Here is a 19,950-nt window from a genome sequence, read left to right as displayed (position 1 = left end):
TATATCGCACTAGAACTCCTTAAGCCTCAGAATGAGCACTAAAAACTCAAAACTGTTTCTTTTAATAAGCAGAGTGAAGCATGAAAAAGATTGGTTACACCACAGGTGTGTTCGATATGTTCCATATTGGTCACCTCAATGTATTACAACGCGCTAAGCTAGAATGTGACTATCTTATCGTTGGTGTAACTACTGACGAACTGTCGATACAAGCAAAAGGTAAGAAACCCATCATTCCGTTTCAAGAGCGACTAAAAATCGTTGAGTCGATTAAGTTTGTTGATGAAGTTGCCCCACAAGTAAACTACGACAAAATGGAAGCGTGGAACAACTTAAAGTTCGATAGAATGTTTGTTGGTGATGATTGGAAAGGCACCGAGAAGTGGACAAAACTCGAAACCTCTTTCAAAGAAATAGGCGTGGAAATTGTTTACTTTTCTTATACAGAGCACACATCAAGCTCAATCTTAAGAAAAGTATTAGAAAACATGTATAAAGAGCAAAGCTAAGATTAACCAGCGAGACTAGTCGCGCTGGTTAATCGCATTAAACACACGTTCACAGTTTTTTTGGTCCTGAAAACTAAAGTATTCTTTTATTTTTAACAGATGATCATCTTGAGGAATAAACTGGTTAGCAAACACCATTTTAATTTTCTCTTCTAACTCTGCTGGCGTATCTGCCACGTAACCTGGAAGATCACGTCGTATATCGATAAACGCTTTGTTTTTCCTAGCCCCAATAAACTTCTCACAATCAAACTGATAAGAAATAAACGGCTTATTCATATAGACAAAGTCAAAGAATACGCTTGAATAGTCAGTAATCAGTAGCTTACCCATCCTTAACAGTTCAGTGACAGAAAGCTCACCTTGCCTAAGGATATGAATACGAGGAGAAGAGAATGGGTCTAAATATTGAGAATATTTCTGAATATTTTGATGAAGATAGACAGCAATGTGGGCGTCATTGTCTTCCAAGTGCTGTTTAAAGCTGTCACTGTTTAATAAGGCTTTGGTTTGTTTAAACAGCTCGGTTTCTTGAAAAGCATCGCCTAAGTTCTGTTCATCATCCCTGAATGTTGGCATATAGACGATTAAATTAGGCCATTTGGCCTCGGCGCTCAAATCAGTCATGCCATCAAAGCGAGGATAGCCAGCGATTACCACCTCGCTATCTTCATACCCGTATTCTTCAGTAAAAATAGCTTTATGCTTCGGTGATAAAGCCATAATTTGAGAGTTAAGCGGAAATATGGTCTTGTGATAAAACTGCTTGCCATTTTTTAGAAACCCAACCCCATGATTAAGCATCACTCGCTTAGCGTTTAAGGTTTTTCGAGTCAGCTTTTTCAAAATGCCTAACTCATCAGGAATCATCCAAAGACCATGAGTCGAGATAATAGCCTCGGCGTGATACATATAGAAATATTGCTTCCACGAGTCGAGTGCGAGCCACTCTTCATTCGATTGAAACTTGTTAATAGAAGGCGAATCATCTCGAATCACATAATAGGCTTCGATAGACGGCGCATTGCTTTTTATCCAACGAAATAACTCGTAACCATTTTCTTGAGCCTGAGTTTCTGTTTCACATAACAACCAAATTTTCTTCTTGAAAAATGGTTTGCTAACAAAGTACGCAATTCTCGCGGTTTCAGCTAACAAGGTAGCTGTTGAAACTTTAGCTAAATTAGCCACACATTATCCTATAGAGTAACAATCGAGCGGTTCAAGTGATGAAGTTTAGTTGCCCACCACATGAAAACTATAACAAACTAAAGACTAAACACTGACCTAAAGCTCGGCGTTTAGCCGTTCTAACATAGTAAACTAAAAATTGTACGACAAACGCAGCTGCAACAAGTCATAGTCTCGAATATTGAACTCACCTTCTGGGTAACCTAAGTTGTTGTCGGTATCATTTGAAGTCTCGCGATATTCAGCGCTGAGTGACCATGTGTCAGATAAGTCGTAGCGAATGTACCCACCTAATAACATGCCATAAGCTTTATTAAATCGGTTACTGTATGAACCACCCGCAAAAGCACCTATGTGGAATTGCTCATAAAATCGGTAGCGCGCATCAACGGCTTTAATATACCAATAAGAGTTCTGTGCTTCGAAGTCAGTAAGATCGCCGACAAAGCCACCACCAAAACCTAACTCAAATTTGTCTGAAAGAATACCGTGATACTCAACAGCTATGTCACCCGCAGCAAAATTTTCATAACCTCGGTGGTCACCAATTCTATGTACACCTAAACCAACATGAACACTAGGTACAAACTGGGTATCTTTTATCGATAAAGGCTTGGCATTAGAGGCAAAAGTAGCACCTAAGAATACTGCGAGTCCTATTTTATAAGTGATATTGTGCATACAATCGTCCATAAGAGTCTTTAGAAGTATCGCGTCCAGCTAAGAATCCAGCCGTTACATTTTGACCAAATAGCTTAAATCCGTACATCATGTCTAACTCGTAACCAAGGCTGTAGTCAGAATAGTGCTCTTCATTCTTAATAAAGCGAAGAGTAGAAAACAACTGCTCTTGGTTACTTAATGTATATTGATACTGAAAAGAAAAAGCATGTGCACCCGGAGCTTCATTTATATCTTTTCGGTTACCGCCCCCCCAATGCCCCATCACATTTCCATTATTGGTAAAGCCATTTCGATACATCCAATGGTTATACCACTGAGATTGCCAGCTATTCCATTCTAGACGTAAAGATGACTGCTCGGTGAGCAAAGGTAAGTAAACCCCTGCGCCAAAAGTAATATTACCTAAACGATTATCTCGCCCAATAGCAATATCTTCGCCGCCATACTCGAAATAGATGCTCATTGGTTGGCCAACATCGACATTAAAACGACTGTGAATAGCCATCTGTTGGTTACCCCAAGCGTCTTCCCCGGCTTCATTATGCTGTACACAAGTCGGGCAAAAAAGCGCTTCTACTATATCGCCAAAAGACCGGTTCACACCATCACCGCCATACTGAAAATTACGGCTAAAACCAATCTGCCACCAATCTACAGGCATCGCAGTAATTTGATAACTAATCAACTCAGGACGGTCTTTACGACACTCCCCTTTTACGTTGATACAATCGACTTCTTCTAACTTGCTGTAAAAGATTTCATATTGAAAACGCCAAGATGTTAGCGGTTTAGAGTTACTAAGAGTGATAGAAGGAGATACTTGTGCATGTGTACTCATCAACATCGATGAGTCATTAAAAGGGGAATACCAATGCTCACGCATCCCTACATCTAGTTGCATCCAATCGAAACCTAAAGCAACAAATGTTTCAGTGGGGTTGAGCTGATTAGCTTGGGTGTAATGAGCGCCTAAGGACAATGCGGCCCAATCAGTTGCTCTCCAGTGCCCTCTCAAGCTACCTTGAATATTGTCCTCAACCTTTTGCCCTCGCGCATTAGCGATACTCTGTTCACCATTGCCTACAGCTAGCTCTAAGTTGGCATCGGTTAAAGCAAGGTTTTGCTCATAACGCTTTAAATAGCTATCAATACGCTTATACAGTGCAGGATAAACCTCAGTAATCATCTCCGCATAATGCCTAACTTGAGTAACTGGGTAAGGGCGCTTCATACCTGGAGCTGATGTGATAGTGATTAGTTTTTCTATATCAGATTCTATAATCCGATTTTGATTTAGCGGTAGGTACAGGGATACTTGCGCTACCCCGCCAAAACTAATTAAAGCAAGGCACCCCGCCAGAATATAGCGCCTTAAGTGACTAATTTTTGAAAACAAAGGGAAATTCCTTTTTACAACCTATAATGTGGAGTGCGCTTCAAAACAACAACTGCAACACTGTATATTTACCTAAGCTAATGCCTGAACCACCTTAGCAAAAGGTACAACAAACTGTCGATATGATATTTGTCACTTACCTCTAAGGAACAGTCAAGTTAGTTGTCACTTTTGTAAACATTTAGGCATTTAGCGCCAATCCAAAATAACTTTGCCACTTTGTCCTGAGCGCATAGCATCAAAGCCTTGTTGAAAATCATCAACACTATAGTGGTGGGTAATAATGGGGCTTAAATCGAGGCCAGATTGTACCAAAGATGCCATTTTATACCATGTTTCAAACATCTCTCGGCCGTAGATACCCTTAATAACCAAACCTTTAAAGATGACTTGGCTCCAATCAATGCCCATATCACTAGGCGGAATGCCAAGCATTGCCACTTTGCCACCATGATTCATCAGCTCTAACATAGAGCTAAAAGCGCTGGGCACACCAGACATTTCAAGGCCTACATCAAAACCTTCAGTCATTTTCAACTCAGCCATAGTGCCGCTAAGCGACTGTTTAGCTACATTCACTACCCGAGTCGCGCCCATTTGTTTGGCCAAGTCTAGTCGGTAATCGTTAACATCGGTAACCACTACATGGCGGGCACCTACATGCTTGCAAATGGCGGCCGCCATAACACCAATGGGTCCAGCACCGGTGATAAGCACATCTTCACCCACTAAATCAAACGACAAGGCACTGTGAACAGCATTGCCAAAAGGGTCGAAAATAGCCGCTAAATCATCACTAATCTCATTGGGTAACTTGAAAGCATTTACTGCAGGTATCACTAAGTATTCAGAAAAACAGCCGGTGCGATTAACGCCCACGCCTACGGTATTACGGCACAGGTGAGTACGACCACCACGACAGTTTCGGCAATGGCCACAAGTAATATGGCCTTCGCCGGATACGCGGTCGCCAATAGCAAAACCTCGAACTTCTTGACCTATATCCACCACTTCACCGGCATACTCATGACCCACCACCATAGGCACAGGAATGGTTTTTTGCGACCACTCATCCCAGTTGTAAATATGTACGTCGGTGCCACAAATCGCGGTTTTATTAATTTTAATCAGTAAGTCGTTATGACCGAGCTCTGGCATCTCAACTTGAGTCATCCAAATGCCTGGCTCAGCTTTGGTTTTCGCTAAGGCCTTAATGCTCATGCTATTACTCCAAGCTCTTTACCTACCTCGGTAAAGGCTTTAACCGCATGGGCTAATTGTTCTGGCGTATGTGCCGCAGAAATTTGCGTACGAATACGCGCTTGACCTTTAGGTACCACTGGGAAGGAAAAACCAATCACATAAATACCACGTTCTAGTAATTTGTCAGCAAAGGTGCTGGCCAGTTTGGCATCGCCTAACATCACTGGAATAATCGCATGATCAGCGCCTGCAAGGGTAAACCCTACCTTGCTCATTTCGGTCCTAAAGTAGCTAACATTATCCCAAAGCTGCTTACGCAGAACATCTCCTTCGGCAAGTAATTCCAACACTTTTAAAGACGCACTCACAATCGACGGTGCTAAGGAGTTTGAAAACAAATACGGGCGCGAGCGCTGGCGCAACCAATCTATCACCTCTTTTTTGGCAGATGTAAAACCACCCGAAGCGCCGCCCATAGCTTTACCTAAAGTTCCGGTAATAATGTCGACTCTATCCATCACTTGATGGTATTCATGGGTACCGCGACCTTGCTCACCAACAAAGCCCACAGCGTGAGAATCATCTACCATCACCATCGCATTGTACTTATCCGCCAGGTCACAAATGCCGGGGAGCTTGGCAATAACTCCATCCATTGAAAATACACCATCGGTGGCGATAAGTTTAAAACGAGCACCTGCTGCATCAGCTTCTTTTAAACATTGCTCTAACTCAGCAAGGTTGTTGTTGGCATATCTAAAACGTTTCGCTTTACATAAGCGAACACCGTCGATAATAGATGCGTGATTTAAGGCATCGGAGATAATGGCATCTTCAGGGCCCAGCAAGGTTTCGAATAAACCCGCATTGGCATCAAAGCATGAAGAGTAAAGAATGGTGTCTTGCATACCCAGAAATTCGCTCAAGCCTTGCTCTAAGCGCTTGTGAATATCTTGAGTACCACAAATAAAACGCACTGAAGCAGCGCCAAAGCCGTGGCTATCTAGGCCATCTTTGGCTGCTTGAATAAGCGCTGGAGAATTGGCTAAACCTAAATAGTTATTGGCACAAAAGTTAACTACTTGGCCTTGGTCAACCGCAATAGAGGCTTGCTGTTGCGAACTAATGACCCGTTCACTTTTATATAAACCGTCATCTTTAACTTGCTGCAGTTGCTGTGAAATGAATGCTGAGAAAGCGGCTGTCATACCAAACCCTATTTAAATCCAGAAAATTAGCTGAATTATAGTGCTTTATTTGGCAAATACAGCCTTTAATCTCAATTAAAAACTATTCGCTACGTTCAGCACATTTTACGTAGTGGTCATACAAGCGCTGGTAAATACTCATAGACTCTTCGGTAAAGTAAGGCCTTAAGGTAAACAGTATTTTTAGTACTCCTTGGTAGAGCCGAGGCTTAGTAATTTCACCGCCCTTTAACTGCGCACTTTGATAGCCAATCCACGCGCCAATAATGAACTTAACGCTGTCTGCCAACTCAGCCATAGTCGCGTCATCACCACTAATAAAGCGGCTTTCTTTTAACTGCAGCAAAATATCTCGACTCCAGTTAGACAATTCTAGCTGCATGTTTTGGTACTGTGTTTCTAGCTCAGGGTCTCGCGCCAGTAACTCCAATAAGTTGGCGTACATAAAGCGAAAACGCCACATTAACTCGAAACTGGCGTCTAAATATTGGGTTAAATGATCAAGACTCAGTAACTGGTCGGCATGCGGCCTAAAGCTGTTTTCTAATTGCTCTACATACAATTGAAAAATACTGCGGATAATCTCTTGCTTGTTACCGAAGTGGTAATACAAATTGCCAGGGCTAATGCCTAGCTCAGCCGCGATATGATTAGTAGTAATTTGGCGTTCGCCACGTTCATTGAAGAGCTGTAAAGAAGTGTGAATGATTTTATCTTTAGTTTTCATTTGGCTAAAAAGTTCTCCGTTATACTACTGTGATACCTGTAAACGCTGCCAAAATCCAGTTTTTCTTCGCTAGCTTCTGCTGTTGAGGCAATTGCTATTCCCCTCGCCACAGCATAAAATCCTTAGATTAACGGCAATTTTTGGAATGGTAGTATTATGATTATCGTAACAGGTGGGGCGGGCTTCATTGGCGCCAACATTGTAAAGAGCTTAAACGAGCAAGGTCATAACGACATTATTGTGGTTGACGACCTAAAAGACGGCACCAAGTTTGTTAATCTTGTCGACTTAGAGATTGCCGACTACCTCGACAAAGACGATTTTATTGCGCGTATTGTATCAGGTGAAGATATTGGCGCTGAATATGGCCAAAAAATTGAAGCCATTTTCCATGAAGGTGCATGTTCCGCCACCACTGAGTGGGACGGTAAGTACATGATGGAAAACAACTATGAGTACTCAAAAGAGTTACTTCATTATTGTTTAGATCGCCGTATTCCTTTCTTATACGCCTCGTCTGCAGCCACTTACGGCGATACCGATACCTTTATTGAAGAAAAGCAGTACGAAGGACCACTAAACGTTTACGGCTACTCAAAACTACAATTTGATAACTACGTTCGCCGTTTGTTACCAGAGATTGAATCGCAAGTCGTTGGCTTCCGTTACTTCAATGTATATGGCCCACGCGAGCAGCACAAAGGCAGTATGGCGAGCGTTGCTTTCCACTTAAACAACCAAGTAAACGACGGACAAAATCCTAAATTGTTTGAAGGTTACGACGGCTACGGCAATGGCGGACAAAGCCGTGATTTCGTTTATGTTGGCGATGTTGTAAAAGTAAATCTTTGGTTTTGGAAAAATCCTGAACAAAGCGGCATTTTCAACTTAGGTACAGGCCAAGCTGAACCCTTCCGCTCGGTAGCCGAAGCGGTGATTAATTATCATCAGAAAGGTGAGATTGAGTACATCCCTTTCCCTGAACACTTAAAAGGTCGCTACCAAAGCTTCACTCAAGCCAATATTGATAAGCTGCGTGCTGCAGGTTACCCAAACGCCTTTAAAGATGTAGCGCAAGGTGTTGCCGAATACATGAAGTGGCTAAACAAGTAGTTCTCAAAACCAATGGGAGCAACAGGCTCCCTTTTATTTAGGTAAACGATGAAAATTTTGGTGGTGGGCCCCTCTTGGGTGGGCGACATGGTGATGTCGCAAAGCTTGTACAACGCGCTTAAGCAACTGCATCCACAAGCTCAACTTGATGTGCTCGCCCCAGATTGGTGTCGTCCAATGTTAGAGCGCATGCCGGAGGTAGATAACGCTCTGCGTATGCCACTTGGTCATGGTGACTTACAATTAGCGGTTCGCTGGAAGCTAGCCAAACAACTCAAGCAAAGCCACTATGACTGGGCGATAACTCAGCCAAACTCACTTAAAGCCGCATTAATCCCTTGGTTTGCAGGTATAAAACAACGCACCGGTTGGAAAGGCGAAAGCCGTTATGGCTTGCTGAACGATTTACGTAGCAACAAGCAGGCTTTCCCACTAATGGTAGAGCGCTATGTTTCGCTAGCTCACCCTAAAGATAAAATGATCGATGCTAGCGTACTGCCAAGTTATCAACACCCATCACTAGCCGCAAACATTAACAATCAACAACAAGCGCTAGAACAGCTAAAACTTAATACTCAACAGCCAATACTCGCCCTATGCCCAGGCGCTGAATTTGGCCCTGCCAAACGCTGGCCAGAACAACACTACGCTAAAGTAGCAGCCCATTGGATTGAGCAATATCAAGGGCAGGTATGGATTTTTGGGTCAGACAAAGACCAAACGGTAGGCGAGCAAATCATCGAGCATTTGCCAATCGCCTTACAAAGCCATTGCCACAACCTAGCAGGTAAAACCAAACTAGCGGAAGCCATTGACCTAATGGCCTTAGCAAGGTTAGCAATCAGTAATGATTCAGGATTAATGCATATTGCAGCGGCACTGCAACTTCCCTTAATCGCCGTTTATGGTTCTTCGTCACCACAATATACGCCGCCACTGACCGATAAAGCCAAGATTTTACATACCAACATTGAATGCCGTCCGTGTTTTAAAAAAACTTGCCAATTTGGTCATTTAAAATGTTTAACGGAGCTAGCTCCCGAACGAGCTATTTCCGCTATAGCTAAACTTCTTAATTAGCTACACTTATCCCCATTAGCCGTTTAAAAGGAATCTTATGAGTTCTAACACTCCTGTTATTTCAATAATTTGCCCGTGTTATAACGAACAAGACACCGTTGCCTTATTTATTGACACGATGCTACCTGAGCTAGATAAAACTCAACTTAGTTACGAAGTCATCTTTATTAACGACGGCAGCAGAGATCAAACCTTAAGCAAACTAAAAAGCTTACAAACGGAGCACAGCGGTATACGCGTCATCAACCTTGCCAGAAACTTCGGTAAAGAGGCGGCACTTACCGCTGGCATTGATTTATCAAAGGGCGAGGTAATTGTTCCGATTGATGTAGACCTACAAGATCCCCCAGAGCTCATCCACGACTTCATCCGAGAGTGGAACAATGGTTACGATGTAGTGGTGGCAAAACGTATAGATAGAACCAGTGATAGCTTTGCAAAAAAACTTAGTGCTGAGCTGTTTTACAAGTTTCACAACAAAATTTCTCACGTTAAGATCCCGGAGAATGTTGGTGACTACCGTTTGATGACACGTCGTGTTGTCAGCGCTATTCAACAAATGCCAGAAAACCAACGCTTTATGAAGGGTATTTTCTCTTGGGTAGGCTTTAAAACTAAAATAGTAGAATACAAACGCGACCCTCGAGCTGCAGGCGAAACCAGTTTTAACGGCTGGAAACTATGGAATTTAGCCTTAGAGGGCATCACCAGTTTTAGCACTGCGCCACTACGCATTTGGTTATATATTGGCTGCCTTATTTCGTTCTTAGCCTTTATTTATGGCAGCTTAATCGTTATCAAGACTTTGATTTACGGTATCGATGACCCGGGTTATGCGTCGATTATCACTATCATCTTATTCCTCGGTGGTATTCAGCTTATTGGTCTAGGAGTGATGGGAGAGTATATTGGACGACTCTTTATGGAATCCAAACGTCGTCCTATCTATATCGTTGAAGAAGATAACTAGGTTATGACGCAGCTCATCAGCAAATTGCTTACATTAAGAATTGTTAGGTATGGCCTAACAGGAGGAGTAGCAACCTTAATTCACTTCTCAATCGCCTTGTTAGTGTTGGCGCAGCTACCACAAGACTTTGCATTAGCAAATTTTGTTGGCTTTAGCCTAGCCTTTATTTTTTCTTACCTCGTGCAAACGCGTTGGGTATTTCAAAAAGCCTTAGCCATTAACAACGCTATGCGTTTCTTTGCAGTTCAACTAGGGGCATTATGCCTGTCTGTTTGGCTTTCCTCGCAGTTAACCCACTATCCAAACTTTGTTAAAGTGGGATTGGTGATTGTATTGCTGCCCGCCATCACTTTTGTCATTCATCGTTTCTGGACGTTTTCTAAAACTGAAACGTCTAAACAACAATAAAAATGAGTACTACCGTGCCCTTAAATCAACACATCGAAAAACACTTTACTAGCATTTTTTGGCTAATAGTCACTCTAGCAACGGCCTTATCCGTCATTTACGCTTCTCATCAGATCCTTAATGGCGACCAAGACCAGATGTTGATAAAAGGCTACTTGGGTGCTTATCAAGACAACTGGTTGAGTTATGGTAACGCAGCTAGTGTGGTTGGTAATGTGCCAGGGTCTTTGTCCACTTACATTGTAGGACTGCCACTATTGATATGGGATTCGCCATGGGCGCCAATGTTACTACTAATAGCCTTAAGGCTTGCCTCATTTTTCTTATTTGATGCGGTTATCAAGCAAGTCTTTAGCCCAGTAGTACGATTAGCATTTTTAGTGCTGTATTTGCTTAACCCTTGGTTTCTATTTGATAGCTTGATGTATAACCCCGCTTATTTGTGCTTTTTTGCTGCACTGCATTGTTGGACAGCGTTTAAAATGCGCCAACAAAGCTCATTTATCTGCAGCTTCCTACATGTATTAGCCATCGGTTTGACCATGCAATTACACTACTGTTGGCCTATTTTGGCGGTGATGTCAGCTTATCTATATTATCGCGGTATTATCAAAGTGAATTGGTGGGGTTTAATCGCTGGCGGTGTGGCGGTTTTGGCTAGTCTTGTTCCTTACTTTATAGAGATGCAGCAAAACTCTGACATTCAATCTCAACGCAGCGATCGCTATTTGGCTTGGGGAATGGTGCACGTTTACCCTGTTCTAAAGGCGGCCCTATATTGGCTACGCTATAGCTCATTTTTGTTTACCAACCGTATTATTGTCGATGCTAATTTTCTTTGGCTAACCGATATTGAATGGATTAGAGCCCTCATAAACTATCTTTGGCAAGCGCTACTATATACTGTAGGTGGATTTACTGTTATAGCCGCCTGGGCTGTAAACAGAAAAGCATGGCGAGTGATAAAACCTCACTGGCGTTCACGAAATAACGTAGCCTATTCACCTGCTGACTGGCTAATACACTACGCCTTCTCAGCCTTTGTAGGCATTATTATTTCAGCGATGTTATCGCCGATAGTCTTTTCTTACTGGCATTTAATTATTACTTTTGGCTTCGCACTATTTCCAGTGTTGTACTACGCAGAGCATTGGCAAACTAAAAGGCCAGAGCGTTTAGCAAAAGTAAGTTGTTTAGTCGCCGGATACTTCATTTTGGTTAATCTGGTGGCCAGCCATGACAGCAATAAATTCTCTCATACCCATAGCTATCAACAACAGGTAGAAAGCTACATTCAAGAGCAGAATATTGTCAACGACCAAGCAGTAAAGTAAATCTAAGATGGCCCCTTTTATGATGCGTCTGCTCTATAACCTATTGCTTATTCCGCTGCTGCCGCTAGCCATGTACAAGCTCTACTGGCCCAAAGTCGGCAAGCCTAACGTAGGTAAACGCTGGCTTGAGCATTTCGGCTTCAGTCTTAAAGTTAGCCAAGTAGATATTTGGCTTCACACTGTTTCAGTGGGAGAGGTCATTGCGGCTACGCCGTTAATCACGCAACTCAAACAACAGCAGCCCTCGTTGAATATTCTGCTTACTACTACCACAGCTACCGGCACAGAGCAGGTTGGAGCTAAACTGGGTGAGCTAGTGACCCATCGCTACGCACCTTTTGATTTATGGCCCTGCGTGAAGCTATTCATAAATAAACATCAGCCTAAACAGCTATGGATTATGGAAACCGAACTTTGGCCTAACTGGCTAAATGTATGCCAAGGCAATAACATTCCTGTTTCGTTAATTAACGCACGCATGTCACAGCGCTCTTGCCAGCGATACCTGCGTTTCGCTGGTTTTAGTAAGAGCTTATTCACCAAACTTAGTTTGGTATTAGCCCAGCACCAAGATGACGCACAACGTTTTAATCAATTGGGCGTTGCAGCCGCAAACCTGCAAGTCAGTGGCTCGATAAAATATGACTTACCCAATACCGATGCTTTGCAACTACAAGCCACAGAGATCCGAAAGCAGCTATTAGGTGAGCGCTTAGTATGGATAGCGGCAAGCACCCATAAAGGCGAAGACGAGCTAATACTGGATATTATGCAAAAGGTACGAAACCAATTACCCGATAGCTTATTAGTATTAGTCCCCCGCCACCCAGAGCGTTTTGAGCAAGTGGCCGAACTCATTGCAGATCGAGGGTTTTCATACTCTCGCCGAAGCTTGCAGCAAACCGTAGCACCAGACCAAGCCGTTTACTTGGCCGACAGTATGGGCGAAATGATGCTGATGTATGGTTGTGCGGATACAGCATTTATTGGTGGATCGTTGGTTAACATAGGAGGTCACAATTACTTGGAAGCCGCTGCTATGCGTCTACCTTGTGTGGCAGGTGAGTATGACTTCAATTTCTCTGATATTAGCCAACAACTACAAGCTTGTGGCGCCTTAAAACTAAGCGCTGACACCGAACAGCTAGCCAATTGGATTAAAGCATGGCTAAGTGATGAAAACGCTCGAAAAAAAGCGGGAGAGGCAGGCCTTGGCATTGTTAAACAAAACCAGGGAGCGTTAGCGCGCAGTTTAGATGCCTTGCTTAACCATTAAGCGCTTGTTTATAAGCTGCTAGTAGGTGTTGCCAATCAGACTCTAACCAATGACAATAGCCCGGCTTAGCCTGCTCTTTCTCCAGTGAGCGATAAAAGCGAGCAATGTTAGCCTGTTGCCATTTTTTACGCGGGCGACAAAGTCGACCATTATCAAAATCGATTAACCATACCTTTTGCTGATCATCGACCATAATATTACGCAAATTGAGATCGGCATGGTAAACCCCAGAGCGATGAAACAATGCAATGGTCTCGCCTATTTTTTGCCACAAGCTCAATGGTAAACGTCGCTCACTCAGCATCTGTGCTAAATCTCTTGCCCCACTAATCCGCTCAAGAATAAGATCAGCCTGAAAAGTTAAGCCGGTGCGCTTCACTCTGCCCGCAACAGGCACCGGAGCAGGTAACTCCAGCGCTTTTAATTTCATCAGCAAGGCAAATTCTTTCCACACTCGGCTTCTATGCAAGCTGGAATAGAAATAACGATCGTTGCTCAGCTTAGAGACTAAACCACCACGGTGGTAATGGCGCAGTACAAACTCTCGATGCTCAAAACGGAAAAACAAGGTTTTACCTCTACCAATTGCTTGGCCCACTACCGCTCTATTTTGCTGCCAATGGCGCGCTTCAAAATACGCGTCGCTTACTTGTTGCCACACGGTAGAGTTATAGAATAGCCAGCCGTCGGGAGTTTTTTGTTTTTCAATCTGCATAGTTTTCGCTTGTGAAACAAATCCCAACAATTTTACATCGCGCACCGCAAAAAGCATAATACTTAAGAAAATCCGCCACTTTTAGCAAAATGACAACAAACCAGCCTGCCTTGAAAATTTGCATCCTACGCTTATCCGCCATTGGGGATGTATGTAATGCGCTTGCAGTAGTGCAGCAACTTCAACAAGCTCTTCCACAGGTAGAAATAACCTGGATTTGCGGCAAAGCTGAAGCACAACTACTAGCACTGTATAGCGACATTAAAGTTGTGGAATATGATAAAAAACAAGGCCTGAAAGGTTTACTCGCATTAAGGCGACAACTGGCGAATCAGCAATTTGATATCTTATGGCACATGCAAGCGGCACTAAGATCCAGTTTGGTGAGTTGCTATATCAAGGCCAAACGGCGTATTGGTTTTGATAAAAGCCGAGCCAAAGACGGCCAATGGTTGTTCACCAACGAAAAAGTCTTACCCGCCAGTTCCCCTCATGTATTGGATGGCTTCTTGCAGTTTCTTTCGCAGCTAGATGTTGCTCCCAAGCCAGTGCATTGGCAGGTTCCTTTAAGCAAGCAAGATATTGAATTCGCTCAAGACTTACTTAACACTCAAAGTAACGATAAAGGCAAACATATACTTATATGTGCAGCAGCCAGTAAATCCTATAAAAATTGGACTCTTGAAGGTTATGTAGGTATTGCCCAATACCTACTAAAACAGGGCTTTCAAGTGAGCTTAATTGGTAGCCCTGCCAAAAATGAAGTGGTACTTGCCAAACACATCAATCAAGCCTGTAATCAACAACTCAATAACCTGTGTGGGCAAACCTCATTAAGTCAACTGTGGGCTCTTATAGCGCAGTCAGGTCTGCTAATATCTCCAGATACAGGCCCAGCCCACATGGCGGTGGCAGTAAACACCCCAGTATTAGGTTTATATGCTCACCACAATCCGCAACGCACTGGGCCTTATCATTACCGCCAGTATGTGGTGAGTGTATGGCAGCAGCTCATTGAAAAAGAACAGGGCAAACCAGCCAATCAACTCAGTTGGCGCAGCAGGGTGAAAGATGCCAATGCCATGCAACACATTACACTCGATGCCGTCATCGAGATGTTTGAAATCATTAAACAAGAGCAACAACTATGAGCGAAATGAATCAACAAGCCACAGTTACAGCGATCATTATCGCTAAGAATGAGTCGCTCAATCTTAAAGACTGTATCGAGTCATTAGCGTGGGCGGATAAGGTGATTGTGTTTGATTCAGGCAGCATCGACAATAGCCAAGAGATTGCTGAGCAACTCGGGGCTGAGTTTCATCAGCACACCAATTGGCAAGGATTCGGCAGGCAACGTCAACTAGCTCAACAAAAAGTCGACACAGATTGGTGCTTTTGGATAGATGCCGACGAACGGGTCACACCAGAGTTGGCGAGTTCGATACAACAGGTTGTACAAAAAGATAATAATTGCATCTATAGCGTTGCACGACGCTCTTGGGTATTTGGCCAGTTTTTGTCTCATAGCGGCTGGTACCCCGATAAAGTACTAAGGCTTCATCCTACCAAGTTAACTCAATACAACGATGCTTTAGTCCATGAAAAACTGATGCTTCCAGATGAAAGTACGCTTAAACATCTGAATGGCGATTTACTGCATTACACTTATGACTCAATCCATCACTACTTAGTGAAATCAGCGGGTTATGCTAAGGCATGGGCAGATCAGCGAGAAGCAAAAGGGAAGCGGGCCACTATTAGCCAAGGCGTTTTACATGCCATTGGCTGCTTTGCCAAAATGTATTTGCTTAAACGTGGATTTTTAGATGGAAAATCAGGCTTTTTGATAGCGGTACTATCAGCGCATTCTACCTTTGTGAAATACGCTGACTTATGGGCTAGGCAAAACGATCGTCATTACCGAAAATAAGGCTAAGTAAGCCCTAGCTCTAGTAGTAGTTTGGAGGCGTCTATCGTCTCTAAATTTGTCACGTTGACTGCGTGCTCACCCAAACAGCCATACTGCGTAACGTTAGTCACCGTAAATAAGCCTACGCAATAAGCTCCCGCAGAGCTTGCTAGGTGCAATGGTCCAGTATCACCACAGAAAAATAACGGCACTTGTTGCAAAAATGCAGCAAGCTTTCGCAAGTCACCATTTGAATAAGTGAAATCTGCATCGGCTAACGGTTTGACAACATCAGGGCTCAAAATTTCAATGATGTTCAGTTCATTCTTATAGTACTTCTTAAACTTACCTAACAAGATCTGCCAATCCTTGTCAGCGATCACTTTGGCTCCACGAGCACCTCTAAAGTAGGTTAAGCAGGGCTTGTTATTTTCATGGCCTATCAACTCCACTAGCTCGCTACGAGCGAGCGTTTGTTCAGTCTCACTTAACACCAAACGGGCATAATAATCACTAGGTTCGGCTTTGTGTAATTGTTCTAGTAGCTCCATGCAGCCCAAAGCATAATGTTTGTATCGACGAGTTTGCTTGAAGGTATGGCTACAAACTGCACCGTTCACCTTATCATCGTAGCCATATACATTCTTCGCAGTAACTAAGGCAGTGACGATGCGATCACTAGAACCGCTGTAAGGTATAAGCACCACATCATAAGTTTGTTTACGCAAAGCTCGCATGGTGCTAAAAAATCCACCTAGTGTTTTTAAGCCAAATTGTGAATAGTGGATTTTGCTTAGGCCTAAGTTCTCAAACACTTGTCCCTGCCAAGGATCGGTAAGCAATAGCTCAACCTTTGCATCGGGATACATTTCGATCACTTTGTTTACGTAAGGCAGTAAAAAAAACATATTGCCGATACGTTTATTATTGCGAACAATCAACACCCGCTTGACTTGTTTTGGGGGCAGTATTTCTTGTTGTCGGCCTTTGCGACCGCCAATCAGTTTTAGAAAACCAGCTTCTAATGCCACTGAGTTATTACGACGCTTGGCGTCAAACTGGCGTAACGCGGTGCGAATTTTTTTAGTTATGCTCATCGATTTACTCTACCGGATCACTAGCGTGTAGCTTTTGCCACCAAAGATTAATTTTCACTGCTGAATCACTCACATTAATTAAACTCATGTCTTCCTGAGTTAGCTCACCAGCAGGTGGAGAAAATGAAATATGCCGACCTGCACTATTCAGAGGTTGCCAGCGCAACGGTGTGGCGCTGCGTCTGCTAGGGAAAAAACCCACCGTAGGTACATCTAACGCACCTGCGATATGCAGTGGACCCGTGGAGCCAGCAATAAACATATCTGCGCAAGCCAATACTTCACAAAAGGTAGTGAGGCCTTCTTCAGAAAAGTACAGCTGATGTGAGACTTCGGCTTTTGCCAATTGATTCACCAGATCTTGCGCTGCTACCAACTCTCCGGGGCCAGCGGTAATCACAAAATGTAGCTCAAGATTTAGCTTAGCTAAGCAATCAATTAAACTAAAATACTGCTCCACGCTTAAATTATTGGCTGAGCCGCCACTGCCAATGTGCACCATCACCATGGGCTGCGATCCGGTAAATTCGCTATTTTTACGCGCCTCTATTTGTGCGGGCGAAAAAGACAAGAAAGGGGCGTCTGACGCTTTAGCGTCGATTTGGTGTTTCGCTAAAAAAGCCTTAGCTAAATCGAGATTATACTCAAATTCAGGTTTACGTGATTGAGAACGACGCTGTTTTACTCGCTGAGTAAATAAAAACTGAGCCAACTTAGTGGCGGGTGCGCAACGATGCTTAATACCCGCTCTTGCGCCTAGCCAAGCATTGCGCATAGTCGAGAAAAAACACAAGTAACCATCAAACTGCTGCTGTTTAACCTGCTGTAACAAGCTTGCTTGAGCCTGGCCATCAGCCTCTGCTCCACAGTCAATAATCACCTTGTCGATCCAGGGACATAACTCTGCCAAAGGTGCCGTATAACTAGGCACCAAAGCACTAATTTCGCAATTGGGTAGGGAGTTCTTTAGTAAAGCGAAACTGGGCCATGCCAACATGAAGTCGCCTATTTTATCGTTTCGCACTACCAACAGTTTTTGCATTTTTCTACCCTAATGACCAAGCTTGCGCATTGTGACCAATCTTGCAGGTATGCTCAAGAATTTTCCCCAATCGATTGAGCGGGTTATAATCCAGCTAACATTAATTTTTGGCAAATACTCATGACAACTCGGGTTATCTATCCTGGCACCTTTGATCCTGTAACCAATGGCCATAGTGATTTAATAAAGCGCGCTGCAAAAATGTTCGACAAAGTGATTGTGGCAGTGGCCGCCAGCCCTAGCAAACAACCACTGTTTAGTTTAGAAGAACGGGTAGCGTTGTTGGAACAAACCGTAACCAAAGCAAATAATGTTGAAGTGATTGGTTTTACTGGCTTATTGGTTGATTTAGCCAAAAAACAAGATGCGAACGTATTGCTGCGTGGCTTGCGTACCGGCTCAGATTTTGAGTATGAAATGCAACTAGCGGATATGAACCGCCAGTTAGACCCAAACCTAGAAAGCGTATTTTTAACCCCAGGCGAAGGGGTTTCGTTTATTTCATCGAGCTTGATTAAAGAAGTAGCTAAACACGGTGGCGATATTGAACGCTTTGTATCACCACAAGTTGCTCAAGCTGTCAGCGCTAAACTTGCTGCGAGTTAACGCTGGCAATGCGGACAATAAAAGGTATTACGCTGACCAATACGTAGTGCCTTAATTAACTCTCCACAACTATCACAAGCCTCGCCCTCACGGCCATACACCGCCAATGTCTGCTTAAAATAACCGGGCTTACCGTCAGCGTTGGTAAAATCTTTTAAACTCGTCCCACCTTGCTCAATCGCCTCGGCTAATACTTGCTTAATGTTGTCGGCGAGCAGCTCTAAACGCACTTTACTGACTTTGTTGGCAGCGCGTTTTGGATGAATACCGGTTCTAAACAATGCTTCGTTGGCGTAGATATTCCCTACCCCCACCACCACTTTGTTATCCATAATAAACTGCTTAACCGCTACGCTACGTTTAGCCGCGTGGGCAGCCAAATGCTCAAAAGTAAATTCGTCGGTTAAAGGCTCTGGCCCTAAATTAACCAATAAATTATGCTGCTCGATAGGCAACTGGCTAAACAACACACAGCCAAAGCGGCGAGGGTCGTTCAAACGAAGCGCTTTACCGCTGGCCAATACAATATCAACATGATCGTGCTTTTCAGCGGCCAAACCGCTATCTACAATGCGCAGGCTACCAGACATGCCAAGATGAATAATAATGTGGCCGGCTTCAGTTTCAATCAGCAAGTATTTAGCGCGGCGTGTTACCGCCAATACTTTCAAGCCTACACAGCATTGGATAAGCTCAGGCACCGGCCAACGCAATTTAGCTTGGCGCACAATGATCTCACTGATGACTTGTTGTTCGATATGCGGGCTAATACCACGTCGACTGGTTTCAACCTCGGGTAACTCAGGCATGTTTATAAACTCGTAGTAGGAAAAAGGGCGTGGTAGCTGTCTTCGTCAAGGCTCAATAGTTGGCCTTGCCAATTAGTCAGCCAACGTTGCTGGCCTAACTCAAATAAGGTTAACTCGATAGGAGCAGCCGAATTGGCAAGGTAAATATGTACGCCTTGGCTACTCGCGGCGCCACCTAAGGCGTTTTGCCATGGCTCTAGGGTGATATGTAACCAAGCATCTATCACCGCGATAGAGCGCTCTGTAGGCGGCTCACTGCGCCATTGGGTACCCACTCGCTCAATCACCAACTCAGGTAGCTCTATGCGAAGTATGGTCGCGCCTTGAGGCAATAGCTGGCCAGCAAGTTGCTGTTCAGACTCCGATTGCTGATTGTTTAACTCTACGTACTTAAAAATCAAAATCATTGAGGCAACAGCAAATATTATGATGTTGTTCCAGCCACGGCGGCTCATTTTCATCGCACATCTCCCTTTCTCACTTCATCATAAGCGCGAAGTAATTGTTGAGTAAAGGGCAAGCAAGCCTGCAAAGCACTAAAAAAATGACCCGTCCTAAAATAGGTTGACGGTTTTTAGGCCAGCTCCAGTAGCTGGCCTTTTCTATTATGCACCTGATTGGGCGTTTCCATATTTAAACTCAGGTGCGGTCTCATCGTGTTGTATATCGC

Annotated in this window: 21 protein-coding genes; 10 read left to right on the top strand and 11 right to left on the bottom strand. The window is 43.7% G+C overall.

Annotation, left to right across the window (positions count from 1 at the left end; genetic code table 11):
- The first annotated feature begins 80 nt into the window (after window positions 1-80).
- Window positions 81-509 carry an adenylyltransferase/cytidyltransferase family protein gene (locus FFR00_RS15985; protein WP_016400128.1) on the top strand — a complete coding sequence of 143 codons (429 nt, stop codon included), beginning with the start codon at window positions 81-83 and terminating at the stop codon, window positions 507-509.
- A gap of 15 nt (window positions 510-524) precedes the next feature.
- Here the strand turns inward: FFR00_RS15985 and FFR00_RS15980 are convergent, their stop codons facing one another.
- The 6 genes from FFR00_RS15980 to FFR00_RS15955 all read right to left on the bottom strand — a co-directional run bounded on the left by FFR00_RS15980 (window position 525) and on the right by FFR00_RS15955 (window position 6,918).
- A complete protein-coding gene (locus FFR00_RS15980; RefSeq protein ID WP_137674417.1) occupies window positions 525-1,700 on the bottom strand; it encodes a CDP-glycerol glycerophosphotransferase family protein in 1,176 nt (391 codons plus the stop codon).
- Between the two features lie 132 nt (window positions 1,701-1,832).
- Window positions 1,833-2,381: a hypothetical protein gene (locus tag FFR00_RS15975; RefSeq protein WP_137674416.1), complete on the bottom strand. Its 549-nt coding sequence runs from the start codon at window positions 2,379-2,381 to the stop codon at window positions 1,833-1,835.
- Window positions 2,362-3,780 (bottom strand): capsule assembly Wzi family protein, encoded by a 1,419-nt coding sequence (locus FFR00_RS15970; RefSeq protein ID WP_137674415.1) that lies wholly within the window; start codon window positions 3,778-3,780, stop codon window positions 2,362-2,364. Before FFR00_RS15970 ends, FFR00_RS15975 begins: the two co-directional genes overlap by 20 nt.
- Before the next feature lie 189 nt (window positions 3,781-3,969).
- Window positions 3,970-4,995, bottom strand: coding sequence for an L-threonine 3-dehydrogenase (gene tdh / locus FFR00_RS15965; protein WP_201798763.1), 1,026 nt, complete (start codon window positions 4,993-4,995; stop codon window positions 3,970-3,972).
- A gap of 2 nt (window positions 4,996-4,997) precedes the next feature.
- Entirely contained in the window at window positions 4,998-6,191 is a 1,194-nt protein-coding gene (locus FFR00_RS15960) for a glycine C-acetyltransferase (RefSeq protein WP_137674413.1), read from the bottom strand.
- A gap of 82 nt (window positions 6,192-6,273) precedes the next feature.
- Window positions 6,274-6,918, bottom strand: coding sequence for a TetR/AcrR family transcriptional regulator (locus FFR00_RS15955; protein ID WP_137674412.1), 645 nt, complete (start codon window positions 6,916-6,918; stop codon window positions 6,274-6,276).
- A gap of 156 nt (window positions 6,919-7,074) precedes the next feature.
- Between FFR00_RS15955 and rfaD the strand changes: the two genes are divergently transcribed.
- Genes rfaD through waaA form a run of 6 tightly spaced genes read left to right on the top strand, consistent with a single transcriptional unit; the run spans window position 7,075 to window position 13,099 of the window.
- Complete coding sequence (gene rfaD / locus FFR00_RS15950; protein WP_137674411.1) at window positions 7,075-8,031, top strand: ADP-glyceromanno-heptose 6-epimerase; 957 nt, start codon at window positions 7,075-7,077, stop codon at window positions 8,029-8,031.
- 48 nt (window positions 8,032-8,079) lie between these two features.
- Window positions 8,080-9,111 (top strand): lipopolysaccharide heptosyltransferase II, encoded by a 1,032-nt coding sequence (waaF, locus tag FFR00_RS15945; protein WP_137674410.1) that lies wholly within the window; start codon window positions 8,080-8,082, stop codon window positions 9,109-9,111.
- A 37-nt stretch (window positions 9,112-9,148) separates the two neighbouring features.
- A complete protein-coding gene (locus FFR00_RS15940; RefSeq protein ID WP_137674409.1) occupies window positions 9,149-10,081 on the top strand; it encodes a glycosyltransferase family 2 protein in 933 nt (310 codons plus the stop codon).
- A gap of 3 nt (window positions 10,082-10,084) precedes the next feature.
- Window positions 10,085-10,489 (top strand): GtrA family protein, encoded by a 405-nt coding sequence (locus FFR00_RS15935; RefSeq protein WP_137674408.1) that lies wholly within the window; start codon window positions 10,085-10,087, stop codon window positions 10,487-10,489.
- Window positions 10,490-10,491: 2 nt separating this feature from the next.
- Window positions 10,492-11,823 (top strand): 3-deoxy-D-manno-octulosonic acid transferase, encoded by a 1,332-nt coding sequence (locus FFR00_RS15930; RefSeq protein ID WP_137674407.1) that lies wholly within the window; start codon window positions 10,492-10,494, stop codon window positions 11,821-11,823.
- 19 nt (window positions 11,824-11,842) lie between these two features.
- Entirely contained in the window at window positions 11,843-13,099 is a 1,257-nt protein-coding gene (gene waaA / locus FFR00_RS15925; protein WP_137674406.1) for a lipid IV(A) 3-deoxy-D-manno-octulosonic acid transferase, read from the top strand.
- Here the strand turns inward: waaA and FFR00_RS15920 are convergent.
- Window positions 13,089-13,814, bottom strand: a complete 726-nt coding sequence (locus FFR00_RS15920; protein ID WP_161985189.1) for a 3-deoxy-D-manno-octulosonic acid kinase — start codon at window positions 13,812-13,814, stop codon at window positions 13,089-13,091. The two genes, waaA and FFR00_RS15920, sit on opposite strands and share 11 nt — an antisense overlap.
- A gap of 110 nt (window positions 13,815-13,924) precedes the next feature.
- Here FFR00_RS15920 and FFR00_RS15915 point away from each other — a divergent pair, with 110 nt between their 5' ends.
- Both FFR00_RS15915 and FFR00_RS15910 read left to right on the top strand, forming a co-directional pair.
- Window positions 13,925-14,965, top strand: coding sequence for a glycosyltransferase family 9 protein (locus FFR00_RS15915; protein WP_235836246.1), 1,041 nt, complete (start codon window positions 13,925-13,927; stop codon window positions 14,963-14,965).
- Window positions 14,962-15,747: a glycosyltransferase family 2 protein gene (locus tag FFR00_RS15910; protein WP_137674403.1), complete on the top strand. Its 786-nt coding sequence runs from the start codon at window positions 14,962-14,964 to the stop codon at window positions 15,745-15,747. The genes FFR00_RS15915 and FFR00_RS15910 overlap by 4 nt, the downstream gene beginning before the upstream one ends.
- A 2-nt stretch (window positions 15,748-15,749) precedes the next feature.
- On the opposite strand, the gene FFR00_RS15905 is transcribed toward FFR00_RS15910, so the two are convergent.
- Together FFR00_RS15905 and FFR00_RS15900 are read right to left on the bottom strand one after the other, a co-directional pair.
- Window positions 15,750-16,823, bottom strand: coding sequence for a glycosyltransferase family 9 protein (locus tag FFR00_RS15905; protein WP_137674402.1), 1,074 nt, complete (start codon window positions 16,821-16,823; stop codon window positions 15,750-15,752).
- A 4-nt stretch (window positions 16,824-16,827) separates the two neighbouring features.
- The gene (locus FFR00_RS15900) at window positions 16,828-17,865 is read right to left on the bottom strand and encodes a glycosyltransferase family 9 protein (protein ID WP_137674401.1); all 1,038 of its coding nucleotides are present in this window, start codon (window positions 17,863-17,865) and stop codon (window positions 16,828-16,830) included.
- 120 nt (window positions 17,866-17,985) lie between these two features.
- On the opposite strand from FFR00_RS15900, the gene coaD reads away from it, so the two are divergent.
- Complete coding sequence (gene coaD / locus FFR00_RS15895; protein WP_137674400.1) at window positions 17,986-18,471, top strand: pantetheine-phosphate adenylyltransferase; 486 nt, start codon at window positions 17,986-17,988, stop codon at window positions 18,469-18,471.
- Here the strand turns inward: coaD and mutM are convergent.
- Both mutM and FFR00_RS15885 read right to left on the bottom strand, forming a co-directional pair.
- The gene (gene mutM / locus FFR00_RS15890; protein ID WP_137674399.1) at window positions 18,468-19,280 is read right to left on the bottom strand and encodes a bifunctional DNA-formamidopyrimidine glycosylase/DNA-(apurinic or apyrimidinic site) lyase; all 813 of its coding nucleotides are present in this window, start codon (window positions 19,278-19,280) and stop codon (window positions 18,468-18,470) included. The genes coaD and mutM overlap by 4 nt on opposite strands.
- Window positions 19,281-19,282: 2 nt before the next feature.
- Window positions 19,283-19,741 carry a hypothetical protein gene (locus FFR00_RS15885; protein ID WP_137674398.1) on the bottom strand — a complete coding sequence of 153 codons (459 nt, stop codon included), beginning with the start codon at window positions 19,739-19,741 and terminating at the stop codon, window positions 19,283-19,285.
- Window positions 19,742-19,950 lie beyond the last annotated feature (209 nt).

This window comes from Agarivorans sp. Toyoura001 (assembly GCF_005405585.1).
GTDB lineage: Bacteria > Pseudomonadota > Gammaproteobacteria > Enterobacterales > Celerinatantimonadaceae > Agarivorans.
The sequence above is the reverse complement of the archived record's forward strand: the minus strand, read 5'-3'. Positions and strand labels throughout refer to the sequence as shown.